Source organism: Rhodobium gokarnense (assembly GCF_025961475.1).
GTDB classification, from domain to species: Bacteria; Pseudomonadota; Alphaproteobacteria; order Rhizobiales; family Rhodobiaceae; genus Rhodobium; species Rhodobium gokarnense.
The window spans coordinates 20,427-40,806 of sequence record NZ_JAOQNS010000004.1; the positions used below are offsets into that span (position 1 = coordinate 20,427).

Sequence of the window (20,380 nt, forward strand, 5' to 3'; positions counted from 1 at the left end):
CCGATCCAAATATAAAAGACGAAATTTTTCGAAAATAAATGCCAATTGTTTTCAGTATTCTCTTAAATACAATGAAAGGGTTGTGTGATAACTCTTTCCTCAGCCTGTGCCCATACCGGACCAAGGAGTCGCGATTGAAGGGAGTCGTGTTTACGGAATTCCTCGACATGGTCGACGATCGCTTCGGCATGGAGACGACCGAACGGATCGTCGGGCGGGCGGACCTGCCGTCGGGCGGGGCCTATACCAGCGTCGGCACCTACGACCATTCCGAGATCGTCAGTCTGGTTGTCGAACTCGGCCGCGAGACGGGCATTGGTGTTGGCGACCTGGTCAAGAGTTTCGGCCGGCACCTGCTGACGCGGTTTCACGCCATCTATCCCCAGTTCTTCGCCGAGAAGCCCGACCTCTTTTCGTTTCTGGAAAACGTCGACGCCTACATCCACGAAGAAGTGCGCAAGCTCTATCCGAACGCGGCGCTGCCGGAAATCGGCACGCGGCGTTTGCCGGACGGCAGCCTGGAACTCAGCTACCGGTCGAACCGGCATATGGGTGATCTGTGCGAGGGTCTGATCGTCGGGGCGATTGCCCATTACGGCGAGGCCCACCGCCTGGAGCGGCGCGATCATCCGCAGGAGGAGGACAAGCAGTGCCTGACATTTCTCCTGCACCCCTAGCTCTCAGTGCCGTCAACAAGGACGTCCAGGCGCTGGCCCAGAGGCTGGCGCGGGAAAAGCGCGCACGGATGGCGGCCGAGGCGACGATCGAACGCAAGAGCCGGGAACTGTTCGCCGCCAACAAGGAGCTGGAGCAGCTCTTCTCCGGCAGCATGAAGGTGCTGGCCGACGTGCTGGCGATGGCCCGGCCGGAACTTTTCCAGAAAGCCGGAAAGGTGGAGCGCTGGGCGAAACGGATCGCGCCCCATGTCGGCATCGAGCGTTGCTGGGTGCTCGACCTTGCCGCCATGCTCTATCCGATCGGCATGCTGTCGCTGCCGGACGACATCATCCAGAAGAAGGCCCTCGATGCCGACCTCAATGCCGACGAGCGCAAGGCACTGGCGGAAAGCACGCAGGCCGCGCACGACCTTCTCATCACCATCCCCCGCATGGAGCCGGTCGCCAGGGCCGTGCTCTATTGCAACAAGGGCTTCGACGGCAGCGGCTATCCCTATGACGGGGTGAAGGGCCGGGAGATTCCCGAGGCGGCGCGGATCCTCAAGGTCCTCATCGACCTTTCCGACGAGGCGACCGGCGTCGACCGCACCCGCGACTTCAAGAAGATGGCCGAGCACCGGGAACTCTACGATGTGGAGATCCTGAAGGTTGCCTATGCCCACCTGCGGCGGGCACGCGGCCAGCAGGATGCGGCGGGCGTGCAGAAGTCGCTGGCGCCGAGCCACTTGCTGCCCGGCGACGTGGTCGATCGGGACATCGTCGATGCACAGGGCCGGCTGCTGCTCGCCGCCGGCTCGGTTCTGTCGGAGATCACGATCCGCCGGCTCTGCTCGCTCAGGATGGCAAAGCTCGTCGCCGAAGAGATCGATATCGTCAGGAAGGCGTGAGGGCGGGTGCCCCTATGCGGCGTCCTGCACCAGAAGGCCGTCGGTAATCCAGGCCTGCAGGTGGCCGGCGGCACGCACCGGCGCCGTCTCGGCATCCCAGAAGGTCGCCATCATCTCGCAGAGCACGCCGAAGGAAAGGCCCTTGGCCATCTGGTCCCACATCATCGCCTCGTCCGGGTCCATCGGCCTCAGCCGTGACGTGAGGTCGTGGCGGTAGACGAGGAGGTGCACGGTGCGGTCCAGGTCCCGGGGCGCCGGCGGCGTCTTGCCGTCGCGCAGCGCCGTCCAGATGTCGAGGGCGTTGGAGGAAAGGTCGAGCCTGTGCACGAAGGGCTGCGGGCGAAGGGCGAGGGCGCCCCAGTCGTCCGGCGGCACGGCGGCGAGGTCGCCGATGGTCATCGGCGCCGCGCTCGCATCGTCGAAGGCATCGTTGAGGGCGCATTCGATGGCGGCGAGTTCCGGCACCGCCGGCGTGTCCGACCAGGGCTGGGTCTCGGCCAGGAATCGCGGCAGTTTCTCGCCGAAGAACCGCGCGTTCGACTGCCGCGACGGATTGGTCAGCGCATAGGCCCGCGCGAGCGCCCGGAACCCGACCTCGCCGGAATAGGCGCTCAGCATCTCGTAGTCGTTTTCCAGGATCTCGATCAGCCGCATCAGATACGCGTTTCTGTAGACGCCAAAAAGGATGTCCCGGTTCTCCCGCGGCGAGTCGACGATGTCGGCCAGGACCGCGTCGTCGCCCGTCAGGAGGGCCGTCTGGAAACGGTCCTGCAGTTCGGCGAGGGTCGATACGGTCATTCGGCTGCCTCCACGGGTTGACCAAGCGTTTCGGCATAAACGCGCCGGGCGATGTCCAGTTCCGAAAGCATCTCGTCAAGCGGGGGAATATCCGCGTCGCGCTCGATCATTGCCGAGACCGGGCCGAAGCGCTTCAGGGCGGCGGCATAGAGCGACCAGACGTCGTCGGGGACGGCGTGGTCGTGGGTATCGATGATGTAGGTGGTCTCGTGGCTGTGGCCGGCGAGATGGAACTGCACGACCCGGTCGACGGGGATGCCGGCAAGGAAATCGTGGGCGTCGAAGCCGTGGTTGAAGGCGCTGACATAGATGTTGTTGATGTCGAGCAGCAGCCAGCAGTCGGCGCGGCGGGCAAGCTCGGAAATGAACTCCCATTCCGGCATCTGCGACGAGGCGAAGGAGACGTAGCTGGAGACGTTTTCAAGGGTCAGGCGACGGCCGAGAAAATCCTGCACCCGGCAGACGCGCTCCACCACATGGTCGAGCGCTTCCTCGGTATAGGGGAAGGGCAGGAGGTCGTGCAGGTTGATGCCGTGGACGCCGGTCCAGCACAGGTGATCGGAAATCCATTGCGGCTCGACGCGCTTCGCAAGGCGCTTCAGCGAAGCCAGATAGTCCATGTCGAGCGGCTGGGTGGAAGCGATCGACATGGAGACTCCGTGCATGACGAGGGGAAAGCGCTCGCGCACCCGGTCCAGGTTGGCGAGCGGGCGGCCGCCGGCGACCATGTAGTTTTCTGAGATTATCTCGAACCAGTCGACGGGCGGATCGCCGTCGAGGATGGCGCCGTAGTGGTCGGGCCTGAGGCCGAGGCCGAAACCGAGATAGGGGGGACGCTCGTCGGCGGGGGCGATGCCCGCGCCTGTTCCTGTGCCTGGGGAAGAGGGCGACATGGTCTTTCGGCTCCCGGGTCTTTTTTTGTGGCCACCCGTTCGGGCGGCTTTCCTTCAAGGCAACTGCCCGCCGGAGGTCATTGTCCGACGGGCAGAAACCATTGGGTTCGGAAGCCCTTAGGCGTTCGGGTCTTCCAGCTTGCCGCCCTTGGCCTCGCATTCGGCCTTGGATTCCATGAGGAAGCCCTGGCCCTTGCAGGCGTTCAGGCCCTTGCAGGAAGAGCTGGCGGTCTTGCAGGCGCTGTGGCCTTTGCAGGAGTTGACGCCGAAGCACTTGACCTGGCTGTCGGCGGCGGAGGCGGTGGTGATGCCGGCGGCGCCGGACAGCAGCAGGGCGGCAGCGGCGGCGGCAACGGCGGCACCGGACTTGGAAGCGAGTTTCATTCGATTGGTCTCCCTGAGAAAGGTTCGTTCATCGCGTCGGCGGGGTCGGTTTTGGCCCGCTCGACGGCCTCAGGGGGACATGCGTCGCGGTCCGTCCGCAACACACGCCTTTTCACGTTCCTGTCAGTGTTTGTGAGGCGTTTCTGCCACTTTTGCGCGAAGTGGCGCCTAGGAAATGCCGTCCTTGCCCAAAACCGCGGATATCGCCGGTCCGCGACCAAACAAAGCCGTGATCGCAAGGCCCGCACCGATCACGCCGACGGTCGGTCCTTGCGTGACGAAACCGTATGCGGCAAGGGCAAGACCGCCCAATGTGACGGCGTTGAGGACGTTGAGGACGAGTCTCGCGCGCTTCGATGCCGCATCGTCCGGGGTGATCACCGGCAGGCCGGCGCGCTTCCAGGCGACCATGCCGCCAGTCAGCGCATAGCCCTGGCCCTTGATCCTGGCGGCGAGCTGGCCGGACCTTGCGTTGGTGCGGGCGCCGGAATGGCAGACGAAGATCGGCCGTTCCTTGGGACCGAGCTTCAGGTCGGCCGAGGCGATCTGCGACAGCGGCACGGCGCGGGAATCGGGAATCCGCTCGCGCACCAGCTCGGCCGGCTCGCGCACGTCGATGATGACAGCGTTCTTGTAGCGCAGCTTGGACGCTTCCTCGGGCGAGATCGCGGTAAGGGCCATCGCGTTTGCGTCCTTTTCCGGTGCTGTTGTTGTCGGGTCGTCAGGTGGCGCCTTGCGGGTGCCGAGCATTGCGTTTCGTCAAGGGCAGCTTTTCTTATCTGCGTCCTTGCCCGATTTCAAACATCGTGGCCCTATGCGACCGCGCCCGGCGGGCGGGAGCGAGCGACGCTTTGTCGCGTTCTGAACAGAGGACTTCGGCCTCTGCGCCTATGACTCCGGGAAGGGTGCCGTCCGGCCGGGACCGGAGGCGGCGCCGCACAAGGACTTTGCCCCGTGTTCCTTTCGGTTTTCGAGCTCTTCAAGATCGGCATCGGGCCGTCGTCGTCACATACGGTGGGGCCGATGGTGGCGGCGCGGCGCTTCATCGACGGCCTGCGCCGCCTGGACGGCGCGCCGGCCCACGTCACGGCGACGTTGCACGGCTCGCTCGCCTTCACCGGCAAGGGCCACGGTACCGACCGGGCGGTTGTCCTCGGCCTTTTGGGCGAGCAGCCGGAAACGATCGATCCGGACCGGGTCGACGAGATGATCTACGACACCAAGGCGGCAAAGCGCCTGACGCCGGAGGGCCTGGCGCCCATCGCCTTCGATCCCGACGCCGACATCGTCTTCGACTACGGGCCGCCGCTTCCCGGCCACGCCAACGGCATGGTGTTCCGCGCGTTCGATGCGGCCGGCGCGACGCTCGCCGAAGAGGTGTTCTATTCGGTCGGCGGCGGCTTCGTGGTGACGGCGGCTGAACTCGATGCGGTGGCCGACGACGACTCGCCGCTGACCAGCGTCGTTGCGGCGCCCTATCCCTTCGCCTCGGCGCGCGAGATGCTGGAGATGGGCGAGAAATCGGGCCTTTCCATCGCCGACATGAAGCGGGCGAACGAGCTCGTCGCCCACAAGGTGGAGAATCTCGACGCCGGGCTCGATGCCATCTGGGACGCCATGAACGGCTCGATGGAGCGCGGCCTTGCCGTCGGCGGCCGGCTGCCGGGCGGGCTGAACGTCGCCCGCCGGGCCCGCGAAATCCATCAGAAGCTGACATCAGAGCGCGGCCGCAACGATCCGTTCCAGCACACGGTGATGGACTGGCTCTCGGTCTATGCGATGGCCGTCAACGAGGAGAATGCGGCCGGCGGCAAGGTGGTGACGGCGCCGACCAACGGGGCGGCCGGGATCATCCCCGCCGTCATCCGCTACTATGTCGACCATTGCCCGCATGGCTGCCGGGAGGGGGTTCGGACCTTCCTGCTGACGGCGGCGGCGATCGGCGGCATCATCAAGCACAATGCGTCGATTTCCGGCGCCGAGGTCGGCTGCCAGGGCGAGGTCGGCTCGGCATCGGCTATGGCCGCGGCGGGGCTCGCCAGCGTTCTCGGCGGGACGAACGCGCAGATCGAGAATGCTGCGGAGATCGCGCTGGAGCACCATCTCGGCATGACCTGCGATCCGATCGGCGGGCTGGTTCAGGTGCCGTGCATCGAGCGCAACGGCCTTGGCGCCGTCAAGGCGGTGACGGCGGCCTCGCTCTCCCTGCGCGGCGACGGCACCCATTTCGTCCAGCTCGACGAATGCATCGAGACGATGCGCCAGACAGGCCTCGACATGAACGAGAAATACAAGGAAACGGCGACCGGCGGGCTCGCCTCGAACGTCATCGAGTGCTGACGGATCGTTCCGGATTACGCGGGCTTGCGAAAGGTCCGGCTGGAGACGGAAATCGAATTCTGGCAGGGATCCTTGGCGTTGGCGAAGCAATAGCCGTCGGCCTTGTGGATCGGGCCGAATTCAAGGCCGTTCTCCGCGCAATGGCGGCAGAAGGCTTCGACGTCTTCGACATCGAACACCAGCTTGACGGTCGACTGGCCGGAGCGCTGCCCCCTGGCGGCCTGGTGGAGCATGATGTTGGCGCCGCCGTTTCGGGCAACCAGTTCCACGATCCTGTCGCCGGTGAGGCGGACCGCTTGGAATCCGAAATGGGTTTCGTAGAAACGTGCCGTTTCCTCCATGTCCCTGGCGTAGAGAATCAGCCTGTTGAGCGGCACGGGGGTCAGCAGACGCCGGCCGGCTGGTCCATGCCCGACGGGCAGTAGATTTCCTTCAACAGCAGCAGGATGCGGCCGGCATCGGCGTCGTCGACCCGGTAGAACAGGGTCTGGGCGTCGCGGCGATAGGCGACGAGGCCCTCCTGGCGGAGCTTGGCCAGGTGCTGGGACAGCGCCGACTGCGACAGCCCGACGGAATCGGCCAGCGTGCCGACGCTCGCTTCCCCGGCCTCGGCGAGCCGGCAGAGGATCAGCAGCCGCTTTTCGTTGGCCAGCAGCTTGAGCATGCGGGTGGCGTCTTCGGCCCGGTCTTCGAAACCGTCCATCGACCCCATTTCGATCACCGCCATGCGCGTATCTCCTATAATTCGCAGGTTGTTAAATTAGGCTGCGCTCATATATTCGTCAAGAAACGCATCCCCAACTTGGTGTCGAAAAGGAGAAATTCATGCCGAATTCCGATCGTCCTGTAATTCGTGCGTTCTTCGACGAGGGGACAAACACGATTTCCTATCTCGTCTGGAATCCGGAAGACACAACCGCAGTCGTTATCGATCCGGTACTCGACTTCAACCACCGCTCGGGCGAGGCGACGACGGACTCGGCCGACGAGGTCATCAGGGCGGCCGAGGACGAGGGCCTTGAGATCGCCTGGGTGCTGGAGACTCACGTCCATGCCGACCACCTGTCCGGCGCGCCCTACATCAAGGCGAAGACCGGCGCCAAGATCGGCATCGGCGAGCGCATCCGCGAGGTGCAGAAGATTTTTCGGCCGATCTTCAACGCCACGGACCTTGCCGCAGACGGCAGCTCGTTCGACCGGCTGTTCGCGGACGGCGAGACATTCTCCGTCGGCGCGCTCGACATCGAGGTGATCGCGACGCCGGGCCACACGCCGGCCTGCGTCTCCTACAAGATCGGCGACGCGCTGTTTGTCGGCGACACGCTCTTCATGCCGGATTTCGGCACGGCGCGGGCGGATTTTCCGGGCGGCGATGCGCGCCAGCTCTTCCGCTCCATCAAGAAGCTGCTGGAGTTGCCGCCCGAGACCCGGGTCTTCATGTGCCACGACTACAAGGCCGAGGGCCGCGACGAATATGCCTGGGAATCGACGATCGCCGAGGAGCGCCGGTGCAACGTCCATGTCCGCGACGGGGTGAGCGAGGACGATTTCGTCGAGATGCGCACCGCGCGCGACGAAAAACTCGACATGCCGCTGCTGCTGCTGCCGTCGATCCAGGTCAACATGCGCGCGGGGGCGCTGCCGCCGGCCGAAGAGAACGGGGTGTCGTACCTGAAGATCCCGGTGAAGCTGGCGTCGTGAGGGCAGGGTCCGGCGCTGTTGGGCGCGGACGCCCGTGACATCCGCTGTCTGGATTGCTTTGCTGCGCTCGCAATGACGGATTCACTCGTGTTTTCAATATCATTGCGAGGGTCCGAAGGACGGGGAGCGGCGCGTGATGCGAGCCTTGGCAGGCCGACGCGACAATCCAGCGGACGTTGGCGGCAGGGCACCGGGTTCGTCGTGCGCGCTGTCGTGGGCCAAACACTCCGTCGTCACCCCGGACGTGATCCGGGGCCTAATGCCCCTGTCCATGCGGTATGTCGGTCGTTATCGGAACGGGGTCGGTGCGCGGATCTCGGCCGTGTCGGGAATTGCAATGGGCTACAGCGTTGATGGGGGCAATGGGTCCCGGCTCTTTGCTGCGCTCCGGCCGGGATGACGGGGGAGGGGGACGCCGAGACCGACTCGATGGTCGACAAGCCGCACTTGCGGACGGGGTGACATCGAACCGCCGCGTGTTTGTGCTGAGGCCTCCGCGCCGCCCCATCAAACGGATGCAAATCGCCGCGGGGTGACGTAAAGCAACAGCATGCGGCGATGCATCATTCATGTCGGCACCCACAAGACGGGCAGCACCAGCCTGCAGCGGTTCTTTGCCGCCAACGGGCGGCGGCTGATGCGGGCCGGCATCCTCTATCCTCTGGCCGGCGGTGAGGCGGCGCACCACAATCTCTTTCGCGATGCGGCGGGAAAGCGCGTGCGCGGGCTGAAGCCGACCACACTCGACCGGCTGACGCGGCGGCTGAAGCGCTGGGACGGCGTTGCGCTCGTCTCCTCCGAGCTCTTCAGCACGTTTTCGGCCGGCGATGACGGGCCGGAGAGGATCGTCAGGGCGATCCGGGCTGCCGGCTTTGCGCCGGAAATCGTCCTCTTCGTGCGGCCGCAAGCTCGTCTCTTCAATTCGCTCTACACGCAACGGGTCAAGACGCTGTCGGAGGCGCGGCTCTTTGCCGACTACGCGACCCAGATGGCCGCGCGGCGCGCCTATGATTTCAATGCGATCGTCGCGCCATGGGAGGCGGCGGGGGTGGAGCGTGTGACGGCGATTCCCTTCGCGCCGACCGTGCTTGCTCCCGGCATCGAGGCTGCGTTCTTCGATGCCCTCGGCCTTTCCGACCGGCTCGTCCGGCTGCCGCATCTGCGCCCGCTGCGTTCGGTCAATGCGGCGATCGGGCCGGCGACGGTCGAGGTCTGCCGGCGCGTTGCGGCGGAGGAAGCGCTCCACCACTCGGAGGTCCTGCATCGCTCGGCCCGGCGCTTCATCCAGCGCCAGGCCAGCCGGCGCGGCTGGAACGCCGTCGGCTTTGCGGGGCTGACCGATGCGCTCGCTGCCACCATCCGTGAGCGCTACGCCGAGCCGAACGATGCTTTTGCGTCGCGCCATTGGGGCCGCGCCTGGGATGAGGTCTTTGGTCAGGACACGGGGCCGTCCTCGCCGAACGTCTTCGACGCCGCGACCGATCCGGCGCTCGGCGCGGAGATCGATGCCCTGGTGGCGGAGACGCTGGCGCGGTTTCATCCGGATCGCGGCCCCGAGCGCACACTGACCGACCGCATCCGGGTGCGGCTTGCAGATGGCTACTCCCAGCTTCGAAAGCTCGTCTGACCCGCAAAATCGTTTGATCCGGAGAAGAAAGCCGGCAATCGTTGCGGGCAAAATCACCTGTCCGGGGAAACGCCAATTTCATGTTCGACAGCGTCCTGATCGCCAATCGCGGGGAAATCGCCGTCCGCATCGTAAAGACGGCCCGCCGGCTCGGCATGCGGGTCATCGCCGTCTATTCGGACGCCGATGCCGACGCCCCCCATGTGCAGGCGGCAGATTTGGCCATTGCCATCGGCCCGGCGCCGGCGACCGAATCCTATCTCGTCATTGAAAAGATCATCGCGGCGGCCAGGGAGACGGGCGCGGGGTGCATCCATCCGGGCTACGGGTTCCTGGCCGAAAACGCCGCCTTCGCTGAGGCCTGCGAAAACGCCGGCATCGCCTTCGTCGGGCCGCCGGCCGGTGCCATTCGCGCGATGGGCCACAAGGATGCCGCCAAGGCGCTGATGGAGAAAGCCGGCGTTCCGGTCGTCCCCGGCTATCACGGGGACATGCAGGCGCCGGAGTTCCTGAAGCAGAAGGCCTATGAGACCGGCTATCCGGTGCTGATCAAGGCGGTTGCCGGCGGCGGCGGCAAGGGCATGCGCAAGGTCGAAAAGGTCCTCGATTTCGACGACGCGCTCGCTGCGGCCAGGCGCGAGGCGGAAAATGCCTTCGGCGACGGCCGGGTGCTGATCGAGAAATTCGTTGCCGATCCGAGGCATATCGAGGTGCAGGTCTTTGCCGATGGCGCGGGCAACGCGATCCATCTCTTTGAACGCGACTGCTCGCTGCAGCGGCGGCACCAGAAGGTCATGGAGGAGGCGCCGGCGCCCGGGATGACGCCCGAGGTGCGGGCGGCGATGGGCGCGGCGGCGGTGACCGCGGCGAAGGCCGTCGGCTATGTCGGCGCCGGGACGGTCGAGTTCATTGCCGACGGCAGCAAGGGGCTCAGGCCCGACGGCTTCTGGTTCATGGAGATGAACACGCGGCTGCAGGTGGAGCATCCGGTGACGGAGGCGATTACCGGGACGGACCTCGTGGAATGGCAGTTCCGTGTCGCTGCCGGCGAGGAATTGCCGATGGCGCAGGACGCGGTGCCTCTTGCCGGTCACGCCGTGGAGGTCCGGCTCTATGCCGAGGACCCGGACACCGGGTTCCTGCCGTCGTCGGGCCGGCTCGATCTCTTGCGGCTGCCGGAAGCGGAAGGCGTGCGGGTCGATGCCGGCGTGGAGGAGGGCGGCAGCGTCTCGCCCTTCTACGATCCGATGATCGCGAAGGTGATCGCCCAAGGCGCAACGCGCGATCAGGCGCTCGACCGGCTTGGTGAGGCGCTCAAGAACAGCGTCGTTGCCGGGCCCAAATCCAATCTGGCGTTCCTGCGCGCCGTCGTCGATCATCCCGAGGTCAGGAAGGGCGGCTTTGATACCGGCTTCTGCGACCGGGAGATCGGGAGCCTGACCGGCGGGAGCGTCGAAGACGCGGCGCTCGCCAAGGCCGTTGAGCTACTCATTGCGCCTGCTGAACCGGCTCGGATTGGCTCCGGCTGGCTCGATCCCTGGGGTGCCTCGGACGCGTTCCAGCTTGGCGGCGTGCGCGACATCGTCCAGCCGATCCTTGTCGGCGGAGAGGGGGCCGAGGCCCGGCTGATCTGGGATGGCAGCGGGTTGTCCGTTCGGGTCGGAGAGGCGACGAGCCGCGACGGCGGTGCCGCGGAGATCGCCGGGCCGGGCGCCGCCTATGCTCTCGACGGCGGCCGGGCCGCAAAAGTCGAGCTGGAAGACCCGCTGTCGCGCCTCGCCGAGGATTCCGGCGATGCCGGCCATATCCGCGCGCCGATGCACGGCAAGGTGATCGCCGTCTACGTCGCCAGCGGCGACACGGTCTCCCGCGGGGACCGGCTGTTCGCGGTCGAGGCGATGAAGATGGAGCATGTGGTGGCGGCGCCCCATGACGGCGTCGTTGAAGCGGTCGCGGCAATTGCGGGCGATCAGGTCGAGGAGGGCGGCGAGGTCGTCACGCTCGCCATTCCGGAGCTTGAGGTCGCCGACTGAGCCGGTCCTGTTCAAAGTGTGGATAGCAGCGTTCCGGCATTTGCTTTTCGCCGGTCCGCGACCGACATTGTCGCCATGACCCTCCACCTCATAAAGCTCTGCGTTGGCATCGAGACGGTCGAAGACCTGCAGAAATGGATCGCCTACCGGCTCGACCAGATGCGGCAGGCCGGGCGGCCCGTGGAGTATTTCCACACCACGCGCATGGTGCCGAAGCGGCGCGAGGAACTGCTCGACGGCGGCTCGCTCTACTGGGTCATCAAGGGCCAGGTGCAGGCGCGCCAGAAACTCCGCGACATCCGCCCCTTCACCGACGATGCCGGGGTCAAGCGCTGCCGTCTGGTGCTCGACACGGACCTGGTGCCGACGCGCGGCCAGCCGAAGCGGCCGTTCCAGGGCTGGCGCTACCTGAAGCCGGGCGATGCGCCGGCGGACTTGCGCGGCAGTGAGGCGAGCGAGGACATCCCGCCGGAAATGCGCCGGGAACTGATGGAGCTGGGGCTTCTTTGATGTGGCATCGGCTGCTTGTTGCGGCTCCCGTCGCGTCTCTTGCGTTTCGCTTTCCCATCACTCTGCGTCACCGTCGGGCTTGATTCGCTGCTCTCTGTTTTGCGGCTCGCCCCCTCCCGGACCCACCCTCTCGGCGTCATTGCCGTGCTTGACACGGCAATCCATGATGAGCCAACCGATTGTTCCGAAAGGCAGAATGGATTACCGGGTCAAGCCCGGTAATGATGCCGAGATTTTCTTCATCCACGGGAGACGAACGCGGGCATGCGTGCCGCTTGTTGAGTTCGGCTATGCGCGCGCCAATATACTCCCTGATAATTCCGTGTTCTGATCGGGGCCCATCATGACCAAGAAAACGTCGGTGCCGACGTCGCCGCTGTCCGGCCTGAAGGAGGGGACCAAGGGCGAGGTGGCGCCGTCGAGCCGCGGCGAGATCGACGCCTTCCTCAACGCCGCAAAGAGCCTCGGGCCGCGCGCGGAGGGCCGTGGCCGGCTGGTCTTTGCGCTCGATGCGACGATGAGCCGGCAGCCGACCTGGGACCGGGCCTGCTCGCTGCAGGCAGAGATGTTCGAGGAGGCGGCGAAGATCGGCAGCCTCGACGTGCAGCTCGTCTATTTCCGCGGCTTCGGCGAATGCCGGGCGAGCAAATGGGTGAAGAACGCCCGCGCGCTCGCCGACCTGATGACGCGCATCGACTGCCGCGGCGGCCACACCCAGATCGGCAAGGTGCTCGCCCACGCGCTGAAGGAGACCAAGAAGGAAAAGGTGCAGGCGCTGGTCTATATCGGCGACTGCATGGAGGAGAATGCCGACGATCTCTGCGCCAAGGCCGGCGAACTCGGCCTCCACGGCGTGCCGGTGTTCCTGTTCCAGGAGGGCGGTGATCCGGTCGCCGACCGGGCGTTCAAGGAGATCGCGCGGCTGACCAAGGGCGTCCATCTGCGGCTCGATGCGGCCTCGGCCAAAGAACTTGGACAATTGCTGCGCGGCGTCGCCGCCTATGCCGCGGGCGGGCGCAAGGCCCTTCAGGACATGTCGAAGGGTGGGGCGAAGGGCGCGACCCTGCTGCTTGAACAGATGCGCTGAGGCGGGCTCTGAATTAGTATCCGGCCATGGCCCGCGTTCTTCTCTTCATCGCCGCGATTCTCCTGATCCTTCTGGGGATCCGGTCGCTCCTCTATACCAATCCGGCCGTGCTGGCACGGCGGCTGAAGCTGATCGGCGGGATGACGCTGCTCGGCGTTGCCGCCTTCCTCGGCATCACCGGCCGCTGGGGCTTTGCGATTCCCGTTGGCGCCATGGGGCTGTCGCTCCTCGGCGTTTCCGGCTTTTCCCCCTTCGGCGGCTCCAGCCCGAGCGGCGGCCAGCGCTCCACGGTGCGCTCGGCGGCGCTGGAAATGGAGCTCGACCACGACAGCGGCGGGATGACGGGAACGGTGCTCGCCGGCCGGTTTTCCGGCCAGAGCCTCGACGACCTGTCACTCCAGGACATTGCCGCCCTTTGGGGCGAGCTTGACGGCGACGGCGAGAGCCGGGCGCTGCTAGAGGCTTATCTTGACCGCCGGCACCCCGACTGGCGTGAAGACTTCCAGGCGGACGGCGACGCGGGGCATCGCAGCGCGCCGCGATCGGGCGGCATGAGTGAGGAGGAGGCCTACCAGATCCTTGGGGTTTCGCCCGGAGCCAGCCCGGCGGAAATCCGGGAGGCGCACAGACGGCTTATGAAACGGCTCCACCCCGACCTCGGAGGGTCCACGTTCCTTGCGTCCAAACTCAACGAGGCTAAGGAAAGACTTCTCGGTACTCATGACTCCACCCAAACGCATCACTCATAAAGCGGGTAGCACGCGAACTTTTTCCTCTTGAGCGAGGAGCATGCGGATTTGGCCGCCGACTTCGAGCCGAAGCCGGCGAAACGGGCGCGGTAGAGGGTGCCGTTCCCGGTCTCCACCTTCATCGTGTAGGACTTGCGCTCACTCAGGAGCGAATCGTGGGCGCGGCGGGCGCGGCCGATGAGGGCCAATGCCTCGTCGTTGGTCGGCAGCGCGGCGATCTGGATCTGCCAGCCGGTCGGGCGCGGGCCCTGGTCCGGCGTGTCGTGGGTGCCGATCGAGATCGACTGCACCCTGACCTTCTTGGCCTTGCGGTCCGGCAGGGACGGCGCGCGCAGGGCCGTCGTCTTGACGCGGACGGTCCTGGCCGCGGGCTTCACCGGCACCAGCGGGATCGCGGCGGTTACGATCTCTTCGTCCGGCTTCAGCGGCGGCGGCGGGGCGTTCTTCGGGATGGCGATTCGAAAGGCCGGGCTGTTGCCGCGGGCGATCACCGCCTTGGGGCTCAGATTCGAGCGGCTCGCCTTCGGCAGATAGGTGCGGATCAGCTTCGTCATATGCGCATTGCGCGAGCGGCCGGTGCGGCCGCCCATGACGACGGCGACGATGTGGCGCTTGTCGCGGCGCACCGACGAGACGAGGTTGAAGCCGGAGGCCCGGGTGTAGCCGGTCTTGATGCCGTCGACGCCCTTGACCCGGCCGAGCAGCCGGTTGTGGTTGCCGTAGCGGCGGCCGCGATACTTGAAGACCCGTGTCTTGAAGTAGCTGTATTCCTTGGGGAAATGCTGCTGCACCGCGCGCCCGAGGGTGGCCATGTCGCGGGCCGTGGTGCGCTGGGCGCGGTTCGGCAGGCCGGAGGCGTTGCGGAACGTGGTGTTGCGCATGCCGAGCCGGCGGGCGGTCGAGGTCATGCGCTTGGCAAAGCGCGTCTCCGACCCGGAGATGTTTTCGGCCACCACGGCGGCGACGTCGTTCGCCGACTTGGTGATCAGCGCCATCATGGCGTCGCGCACCTTGATTGTCGATCCGGGCTTCAGGCCAAGCTTGGAAGGCGCCTGGGCCGAGGCATGGCGCGACACCTTCAGGCGGGTCCCCATGTTCATGCGGCCGGCCTTCATCTCCTCAAAGAGGATATAAAGCGTCATGATCTTCGTCAGCGAGGCCGGATAGCGCGGCGCATCGGCGTGACGGGAAAACAGCGTCTTGCCGGTATTGGCATCGATGACGATGGCGGCGTATTTGCTGTTGGCGCTCGCGGCGGGGGCCGCGGCAACGGTTATCAACGCGCACATGCAGGCGAGGGCGGCACCACGGAAAACCGCACCCGGCCGGCGCCTTTGACCAAACACACGTTCGAACACTTCAGACGACTCCACTTCGCACGCAGTGCGCGCGTTCCTGTCCATATGTTGGTGGCCGCACTTTTCCGGTGCGGCCGACAAGGCCGGTGCGAAACGTGCTTTCGCAGTGCGGCCGCTTGGCTCCCGCCCCCGGTCGGGAGGTTCGGTTTTCGGCGCACGGGAAGCCCTTGCGCCGACGGCAGAGGCCACACTAACGGCCCGTCGGTTAGAATTCGGTAAACCTAACGATTCCTGATTGGGAACGCTCGCATAGGTTTTGTTGCACTGCAAAAAATCGTTGACTTTTTTTGTGCAGTGCATATATAAATTTCAATCCGACAGACACGGCCGACAAACACGGCGACGTCGCGAAACGCAATCCTAAGAGGCGAAGGAGAGAATCATGTTTGCTGGCTTTGAGGACCTGCAGAAGCTGAACAAGGACCAGGTCGATACCGCGCTGAAGAATTTCGGCAACATCAACAAGGGCTTCCAGAAGATTGCCGCAGAGATGGCCGACTACTCGAAGAAGTCCTTCGAGGATGGCGCCAGCGCCATGGAGCAGCTCATGGCGGCCAAGAGCCTCGACAAGGCGATGGAAGTCCAGTCCGACTACTACAAGAGCGCCTACGAGGACTTCGTCGGCCAGGCGACCAAGATCAGCGAAATGTACGTCGATCTCGCCAAGGACGCCTACAAGCCTTACGAAGAGGCCCTCGGCAAGATGGGCAAGTAAGCCATTTTGCACTGCAACGGCCGGCGCCCCCGAGGGGCGCCGAAAGGCCCGGCCACACGGCCGGGCTTTTTTGTTGCCGAAATTTTTCGCGCACCGTTTGCGTCAGGTCCATTGCACCTTGCAACGATCGCCTTAAAATCATCGGGGTGGCACCCTACATTCCGGACATGCCACCATGTGATTTGCGGCCCGCCGGCGAATAACCGATAGTGGACGGGCGGGTCGGTGGCGATCAGGAACGGGCGCGCCGGCATAAGGGACGACGGGCGCGCCGCTTTTATGGACGGATGTGCCGACTTGTGGACGGGTGTGCCGACTTTGTGGGCGAGTGTTCCGACGGGGCTTGGCGGAATGCGCCGGCGAGGAAGATCCGGCAGGGCCGGGCGCGACGCAGCGGAGAAACAGCGGTCAGAATCGATGTGGACCGAACCGATCAAGAGCGGTGACCAGGACAATGGTACCGGGGGAAATGGTGCCGGGGGACCTGGCGGCGACGGGGCCGATGCGGGCACCGTTGTCGTCCCCAAGACGCGGCCGAAGACCAAGCGGCCGAACATGTACCGGGTGCTGCTGCTGAACGACGATTACACGCCAATGGAATTCGTGGTGCATATCCTGGAACGGTTCTTCCAGATGGGGCGGGAGCAGGCGACCCGCGTCATGCTGCATGTGCACCATCACGGGGTCGGGGAGTGTGGTGTCTTCACTTACGAAGTCGCCGAAACGAAGGTCACGCAGGTGATGGATTTTGCGCGCAAGCACCAGCACCCCCTGCAATGCGTGATGGAAAAGAAATGAGGAGCCGCAGTGCCGTCATTCTCCCGTAGCCTGGAAAAGGCCCTCCACCAGGCGCTTGCCTATGCCAACGAGCGGCATCAGGAATACGCCACCCTGGAGCATCTGCTGCTGTCGCTGATCGACGATCAGGATGCGGCCGCAGTGATGCGTGCATGCAACGTCGACCTGGAATTGCTGCGTCGCAATCTGGTCGAATATATCGACACCGAGCTCGACAATCTGATCACCGACACCGGCGATGAGTCCAAGCCCACCGCCGGATTCCAGCGCGTGATCCAGCGGGCGGTGATCCATGTCCAGTCCTCGGGTCGCGAGGAGGTCACCGGCGCCAACGTGCTGGTCGCGATCTTCGCGGAACGCGAGAGCCACGCCGCGTTCTTCCTGCAGGAGCAGGACATGACGCGCTACGACGCCGTCAACTACATCAGCCACGGCATCGCCAAGCGCCATGGCACCGCCGAGCAGAGCCCCGACAACGACGTCGAGGACGATGCCGCGACCGTGGAGGGCAACAACACGTCGAAGAAGAAGAACGACGCGCTGGAAGCCTACTGCATCAACCTCAACGAGAAGGCGGAAAACGGCAAGATCGATCCGCTGATCGGCCGCGATCTTGAGATCCAGCGGACGATCCAGGTTCTCTGCCGGCGGCAGAAGAACAACCCGCTGCTGGTCGGCGATCCCGGCGTCGGCAAGACGGCCATCGCGGAAGGACTCGCCCGGCGCATCGTCAACGGCGAAGTGCCGGAGGTGCTGGAGAACTCCACCGTCTTCTCGCTCGACATGGGCGCGCTCCTTGCCGGCACGCGCTACCGCGGCGACTTCGAGGAGCGGCTGAAGCAGGTCATCAAGGAGATCGAGGCCTATCCCGACGCGATCATGTTCATCGACGAGATCCATACGGTGATCGGCGCCGGCGCCACCTCCGGAGGGGCCATGGACGCGTCCAACCTCCTGAAGCCGGCCCTGGCTTCCGGGACGATCCGCTGCATCGGCTCGACCACCTACAAGGAGTACCGCCAGTTCTTCGAGAAGGACCGCGCCCTGGTGCGCCGGTTCCAGAAGATCGACGTCAACGAGCCGTCTCTGCCGGACGCCATCGAGATCCTGAGGGGCCTGAAGCCCTATTTCGAGGAGTACCACAAGGTCCGCTACACCGTTGACGCCATCAAGTCGGCGGTGGAGCTTTCGGCCCGTTACATCAACGACCGCAAGCTGCCGGACAAGGCCATCGACGTCATCGACGAGACCGGCGCCTCGCAGATGCTTCTGCCGGAGAGCCGGCGGCGCAAGACCATCGGCGTCAAGGAGATCGAGGCGACGATCGCGACCATGGCGCGGATCCCGCCGAAGTCCGTCTCCAAGGACGACGCGGAGGTGCTGCAGCACCTGCAGGAGAACCTGAAGCGCGTGGTCTATGGCCAGGACGCGGCGATCGAGGCGCTGTCGTCGGCGATCAAGCTCGCCCGCGCCGGGCTCCGGGAACCGGAAAAGCCGATCGGCTCGTACCTGTTCTCCGGCCCGACCGGCGTCGGCAAGACCGAGGTCGCGCGCCAGCTCGCCGAGCTGATGGGCGTCGAACTCCTGCGCTTCGACATGTCGGAATATATGGAGCGGCACACCGTCTCGCGGCTGATCGGCGCGCCTCCGGGCTATGTCGGCTTCGACCAGGGCGGCCTCCTCACCGACGGCATCGACCAGCATCCGCATTGCGTGCTTCTGCTCGACGAGATCGAGAAGGCCCATCCGGACCTCTTCAACATCCTCCTGCAGATCATGGACCACGGCAAGCTGACCGACCACAACGGCAAGAAGGTCGACTTCCGCAACGTCATCCTGATCATGACGACCAATGCGGGCGCCGCCGACCTTGCCCGCCCGCCGATCGGCTTTGCCCAGAAGAAGCGGTCCGGCGACGACGAGGAAGCGATCAACCGGCTGTTCACGCCGGAGTTCCGCAACCGTCTCGATGCGGTGATCCCGTTCTCCAGCCTGCCGGCGGACGTGGTCTACCGGGTGGTCGAGAAGTTCGTCATGCAGCTCGAGGCCCAGCTCGCCGACCGCGGCGTCACCTTCGAGTTGACGCCGGAGGCCGTCAAATGGCTGGCCGAGGAAGGCTATGACGAGCAGATGGGCGCCCGCCCTCTCGGCCGGGTCATCCAGGAGACCATCAAGCGGCCGCTCGCCGACGAGGTCCTGTTCGGCAAGCTCTCCAAGGGCGGCACCGTCAAGGTCTCGCTGGAGACCAGGGAAGACGGCAGCAAGGGCCTCAACCTGGAAGCCATCGAGGACGTGCCGCCGGCCAAGGCCAAGTCGACGAAGTCGCGCAAGAGCGACGACGACGACGGAGACGACGGCGGTCCCGGCGACGACGATACGCCGCCGACGCGCAGCGGTCGCAGCATGGTGCCGAAGGTGCCGCTGTCCGACTGACAGTGTTTCCGGCGCCCGGGCCTTCCGGGCGCCGCTTTCCTCCGGCCGGATTTTCTCCGGTCCCCGCCCGTTTCCGGCGCCGTTTTCCGCAATGGTTTTTGGCCGTTGCCGGTGCGGCGCCTTCGATTGCCTGACGAGTTGATCCGCCGATGACCGCGCCGCCGCCCGAGACCTCCCTGGAGGACAGCACCGGGGCTTCCGGCCGCGCCTGGTTCCTGCGCGGCATCGCGGCGGTGGTGTCCTTCCCGGCCTTCATCCTCGCCGGCGCCTTCATCGGCTTTGCCGGGCTCGCCCGCGACAGCGGTCTGACCTTCCTTGAGGCCGTGGTGACGACGGCGACGATTTGGGCGCTGCCGAGCCAGGTGGTGCTGATCGGGGCCATGACGGGCGGGGCGTCCGTTCTCGGCGCCGGCATCGCCGTTGCCTTTTCCGCGGTCCGGCTGATGCCGATGGTGGTCGCCTGGGTGCCGGTGGTAAGGGATACCGATACGCCGCGCTGGAAGCTCGCGCTGCTCTCCCATTTCGTCGCCGTGACGTCCTGGGTGTTCGCCATGAGCCGGCTGCCGGACATCCCGCGCCCGGCGCGGCTGTCGTTCTTCGCCGGCTTCGCCACCAGCCTTACCGTCATCAACATCTGCGTGACGGCGGTCGCGTTCCAGATGGTTGGCCACCTGCCGGAACTCCTCGGCGCCGCGCTGTTCTTCCTGATGCCGATCTATTTCCTGTGCTCGCTGTGGGCGGCGGCGCGGCTCCTGGTCGACCGGCTGGCGATGCTCACCGGCCTCGTTCTCGGGCCCGTATTCTTTCTCGCCGCACCCGGCTTCGACCTCCTCTGGACCGGCCTCGTCGGTGGCACCGCGGCCTATCTCATCGGCCGCTGGTGGGACGCGAGGCGCGCCTGATGGAGCAGATTTCCGGCGCCGCGCCGACCCTTGTCTACATCCTCATCGCCGGGGCGTTCGCCACCGGCATCTGGCGCGTCCTCGGTGTCGTCTTCGCAGGCAATGTGCGCGAGGATTCGGAAATCTTCCGCTGGGTGCGGGCGGTCGCGACGGCGCTGATCGCTGGCATCATCGCCCGGCTGATCCTGTTCCCGAGCGGCGCACTGGCCCTCGCGCCCCTTTGGCTGAGGATCGGCGCCGCCGGCACCGGCTTTGCCATCGCCATGAAGGGCAAGAAATGGGCGTTCGTCGGCATCCTTGCCGCCGAAATTGTGCTCATCGGCGGGTGGCTGGTGGTCGTCTAGGGCCGGCTTCTTGCCATTGTCAGATGTGTTCTCCAGGCGCATTCCGGTCCGTTCGCCTTTTTCAAGCCAACATCTCAATCTCGGCCCAACGCCTCGACCCGACTCCCATCGGCCCGCTGCTTTCCAAAGCCTTGTGCACAAGAT

Annotated in this window: 21 protein-coding genes; 14 read left to right on the forward strand and 7 right to left on the reverse strand. The window is 65.5% G+C overall.

Features of this window, described 5'->3' with window-relative positions:
• Positions 1 to 134 precede the first annotated feature (134 nt).
• Entirely contained in the window at positions 135 to 677 is a 543-nt protein-coding gene (locus tag M2319_RS07810) for a heme NO-binding domain-containing protein (RefSeq protein WP_264600898.1), read from the forward strand.
• Positions 650 to 1,564: an HD-GYP domain-containing protein gene (locus tag M2319_RS07815; RefSeq protein ID WP_264600899.1), complete on the forward strand. Its 915-nt coding sequence runs from the start codon at positions 650 to 652 to the stop codon at positions 1,562 to 1,564. The genes M2319_RS07810 and M2319_RS07815 overlap by 28 nt, the downstream gene beginning before the upstream one ends.
• A 12-nt stretch (positions 1,565 to 1,576) precedes the next feature.
• Here M2319_RS07815 and M2319_RS07820 read toward each other — a convergent pair whose 3' ends face one another.
• From M2319_RS07820 to M2319_RS07835, 4 genes are all read right to left on the reverse strand, one after another.
• Complete coding sequence (locus M2319_RS07820; protein WP_264600900.1) at positions 1,577 to 2,362, reverse strand: HvfC/BufC N-terminal domain-containing protein; 786 nt, start codon at positions 2,360 to 2,362, stop codon at positions 1,577 to 1,579.
• A complete protein-coding gene (gene bufB, locus M2319_RS07825; protein WP_264600901.1) occupies positions 2,359 to 3,255 on the reverse strand; it encodes an MNIO family bufferin maturase in 897 nt (298 codons plus the stop codon). The genes M2319_RS07820 and bufB overlap by 4 nt, the downstream gene beginning before the upstream one ends.
• A gap of 117 nt (positions 3,256 to 3,372) precedes the next feature.
• Positions 3,373 to 3,639: a BufA2 family periplasmic bufferin-type metallophore gene (bufA2, locus tag M2319_RS07830; RefSeq protein WP_264600902.1), complete on the reverse strand. Its 267-nt coding sequence runs from the start codon at positions 3,637 to 3,639 to the stop codon at positions 3,373 to 3,375.
• 168 nt (positions 3,640 to 3,807) lie between these two features.
• Positions 3,808 to 4,320, reverse strand: coding sequence for a rhodanese-like domain-containing protein (locus M2319_RS07835; RefSeq protein ID WP_264600903.1), 513 nt, complete (start codon positions 4,318 to 4,320; stop codon positions 3,808 to 3,810).
• A gap of 273 nt (positions 4,321 to 4,593) precedes the next feature.
• On the opposite strand from M2319_RS07835, the gene M2319_RS07840 reads away from it, so the two are divergent.
• Positions 4,594 to 5,979 (forward strand): L-serine ammonia-lyase, encoded by a 1,386-nt coding sequence (locus M2319_RS07840; RefSeq protein ID WP_264600904.1) that lies wholly within the window; start codon positions 4,594 to 4,596, stop codon positions 5,977 to 5,979.
• Positions 5,980 to 5,993: 14 nt separating this feature from the next.
• On the opposite strand, the gene M2319_RS07845 is transcribed toward M2319_RS07840, so the two are convergent.
• Together M2319_RS07845 and M2319_RS07850 are read right to left on the reverse strand one after the other, a co-directional pair.
• Positions 5,994 to 6,356 (reverse strand): VOC family protein, encoded by a 363-nt coding sequence (locus tag M2319_RS07845; protein WP_264600905.1) that lies wholly within the window; start codon positions 6,354 to 6,356, stop codon positions 5,994 to 5,996.
• A gap of 5 nt (positions 6,357 to 6,361) precedes the next feature.
• Complete coding sequence (locus M2319_RS07850; RefSeq protein ID WP_264600906.1) at positions 6,362 to 6,706, reverse strand: ArsR/SmtB family transcription factor; 345 nt, start codon at positions 6,704 to 6,706, stop codon at positions 6,362 to 6,364.
• A gap of 98 nt (positions 6,707 to 6,804) precedes the next feature.
• On the opposite strand from M2319_RS07850, the gene M2319_RS07855 reads away from it, so the two are divergent.
• The 6 genes from M2319_RS07855 (at position 6,805) to M2319_RS07880 (ending at position 13,686) form a co-directional block, all read left to right on the forward strand.
• A complete protein-coding gene (locus tag M2319_RS07855; RefSeq protein WP_264600907.1) occupies positions 6,805 to 7,680 on the forward strand; it encodes an MBL fold metallo-hydrolase in 876 nt (291 codons plus the stop codon).
• Positions 7,681 to 8,230: 550 nt separating this feature from the next.
• The gene (locus tag M2319_RS07860) at positions 8,231 to 9,307 is read left to right on the forward strand and encodes a hypothetical protein (protein WP_264600908.1); all 1,077 of its coding nucleotides are present in this window, start codon (positions 8,231 to 8,233) and stop codon (positions 9,305 to 9,307) included.
• A gap of 80 nt (positions 9,308 to 9,387) precedes the next feature.
• The gene (locus M2319_RS07865) at positions 9,388 to 11,340 is read left to right on the forward strand and encodes an ATP-binding protein (RefSeq protein WP_264600909.1); all 1,953 of its coding nucleotides are present in this window, start codon (positions 9,388 to 9,390) and stop codon (positions 11,338 to 11,340) included.
• A 75-nt stretch (positions 11,341 to 11,415) separates the two neighbouring features.
• A complete protein-coding gene (locus M2319_RS07870; RefSeq protein ID WP_264600910.1) occupies positions 11,416 to 11,850 on the forward strand; it encodes a DUF1489 family protein in 435 nt (144 codons plus the stop codon).
• A 343-nt stretch (positions 11,851 to 12,193) separates the two neighbouring features.
• Positions 12,194 to 12,937: a VWA domain-containing protein gene (locus tag M2319_RS07875; protein WP_264600911.1), complete on the forward strand. Its 744-nt coding sequence runs from the start codon at positions 12,194 to 12,196 to the stop codon at positions 12,935 to 12,937.
• A gap of 26 nt (positions 12,938 to 12,963) precedes the next feature.
• Positions 12,964 to 13,686 carry a DnaJ domain-containing protein gene (locus M2319_RS07880; RefSeq protein WP_264600912.1) on the forward strand — a complete coding sequence of 241 codons (723 nt, stop codon included), beginning with the start codon at positions 12,964 to 12,966 and terminating at the stop codon, positions 13,684 to 13,686.
• Here the strand turns inward: M2319_RS07880 and M2319_RS07885 are convergent.
• Positions 13,677 to 14,975, reverse strand: a complete 1,299-nt coding sequence (locus M2319_RS07885; protein WP_264600913.1) for a D-alanyl-D-alanine carboxypeptidase — start codon at positions 14,973 to 14,975, stop codon at positions 13,677 to 13,679. The genes M2319_RS07880 and M2319_RS07885 overlap by 10 nt on opposite strands.
• Before the next feature lie 451 nt (positions 14,976 to 15,426).
• Between M2319_RS07885 and M2319_RS07890 the strand changes: the two genes are divergently transcribed.
• The 5 genes from M2319_RS07890 (at position 15,427) to M2319_RS07910 (ending at position 20,236) form a co-directional block, all read left to right on the forward strand.
• Positions 15,427 to 15,759 (forward strand): phasin family protein, encoded by a 333-nt coding sequence (locus M2319_RS07890; RefSeq protein ID WP_264600914.1) that lies wholly within the window; start codon positions 15,427 to 15,429, stop codon positions 15,757 to 15,759.
• 417 nt (positions 15,760 to 16,176) lie between these two features.
• Complete coding sequence (gene clpS / locus M2319_RS07895) at positions 16,177 to 16,557, forward strand: ATP-dependent Clp protease adapter ClpS (RefSeq protein WP_264600915.1); 381 nt, start codon at positions 16,177 to 16,179, stop codon at positions 16,555 to 16,557.
• Positions 16,558 to 16,566: 9 nt separating this feature from the next.
• A complete protein-coding gene (clpA, locus tag M2319_RS07900) occupies positions 16,567 to 18,990 on the forward strand; it encodes an ATP-dependent Clp protease ATP-binding subunit ClpA (protein ID WP_264600916.1) in 2,424 nt (807 codons plus the stop codon).
• Positions 18,991 to 19,139: 149 nt separating this feature from the next.
• On the forward strand, positions 19,140 to 19,892 hold the full coding sequence (locus M2319_RS07905) for an AzlC family ABC transporter permease (RefSeq protein WP_264600917.1): 753 nt from the start codon (positions 19,140 to 19,142) through the stop codon (positions 19,890 to 19,892).
• Positions 19,892 to 20,236 carry an AzlD domain-containing protein gene (locus tag M2319_RS07910; protein WP_264600918.1) on the forward strand — a complete coding sequence of 115 codons (345 nt, stop codon included), beginning with the start codon at positions 19,892 to 19,894 and terminating at the stop codon, positions 20,234 to 20,236. The genes M2319_RS07905 and M2319_RS07910 overlap by 1 nt, the downstream gene beginning before the upstream one ends.
• Positions 20,237 to 20,380: the final 144 nt, after the last annotated feature.